The following is a 1,231-nucleotide window of genomic DNA, read 5'->3' as shown; positions in this document are numbered from 1 at the left end:
TCGGCTTGTTTGTTGCCAGACTGCCACTGCTGAATAATGTGGGTTAGGGCTGAAGTCGTTGCCATGGTTATACCTCTTCACTCACTTTGACAAATTCAGAAATCGTATGCGTTTCAATATGATCAGAACCATCTCGGTTACGACTAACGTTCTGTTGGTAGCGATACAAAATGCCTTGCTCCCAGTTGGCTCCCGCCGGTAAGTATTCCCAAGTGGTGTAGTTGATTTCTGCCGGAGTGGTTGACCAGCGCACCATGATGTTCATTTGCGCCAAATTGGCTTTCGGTTCGTCATTGTTTACCCACCACATATCGGCAAACTCGCGGGTGACATCTTGGGTGTATAGGCTTGCATCGGTTGGGCAGGTCTCGGCGCTGCGTGGCAATCGCATCACTTGTTGGTGGCGCATTAACAGACACGATTGTGTCATGGATTGCTGGTGATATTGGGTTTGCTGCCACACGCCGAGGTAGTCGATGTCGTGTTCGCTGGTGTTAGGGTAGGAAAACCACAGCATTTCAGTGCGGTTGCTGTGTTGGATGTGTTTGTTGCGCCCGAGACCTTGTACTTTCTCCATAAAGAGCTCAGTGCTTGGGTCAAAATTCATCGCGACTGAGCGATATTTCCAGTCGCCTTCATCGTCAAAGTCTGCAAGAGAGAAGCCGTTCAAGTCGTTGCGGGTGCATCCTGTGATAGCGCAACCAACAAGGTTAAACCAATCCGCAAATTTGCTAATCGGCTCGACAATATCTTCCGTAATTTGGTGATTCGGCGATATGAAGCAACCTTGAAAATGGTCGCCAACACTCGGGTGTTCAATTAACGAATCTTTGGTGATGGTGAATCGGGTCTCACCAAAAGGGGGGCGATATTTGGGGTGATGTTTATAGCGCAGATCGTAGGCACAAGCGCGGCCCTGCCAATCTTTCTTTTTGATCACGATGTTTTTGAACGTGATGCCGCGAGGTTCAAAGATGATCTCATCAGAGGCAAAGTTTTCCTCAATGTACTGCTGGCTTTCGTTCAAGTGATCAATCGCCTCATCGACAGAAACCCAGTCGAGGTTGAGATGTCGTTTAGCGTCATCCAGATAATTGAGATCGAGACTCTTGAGCTGGCTTTGAAAGCGAGGATCAGACAACACACGGTTGGCTAAGACAATTTCCTCACGATTCTCAGGCGTGCTGTCGAGAGAAAGCAGCAGACGCGTCATATTGATGCTGCGGCTGGG

At 48.9% G+C, this 1,231-nt stretch carries 1 protein-coding gene; it reads right to left on the bottom strand.

The window, feature by feature from the left end:
* Positions 1 to 67: 67 nt before the first annotated feature.
* Positions 68 to 1,231: chromosome partitioning protein ParA (locus R7F07_RS25050; protein ID WP_318110644.1), on the bottom strand; the 1,164-nt coding region annotated here is incomplete at its 5' end.

It is taken from the genome of Vibrio sp. YT-16, from assembly GCF_033337405.1.
GTDB lineage: Bacteria > Pseudomonadota > Gammaproteobacteria > Enterobacterales > Vibrionaceae > Vibrio > Vibrio alginolyticus.
Note: the sequence above shows the minus strand (reverse complement) of the source record. Positions and strands in the feature narration are given on the sequence as shown.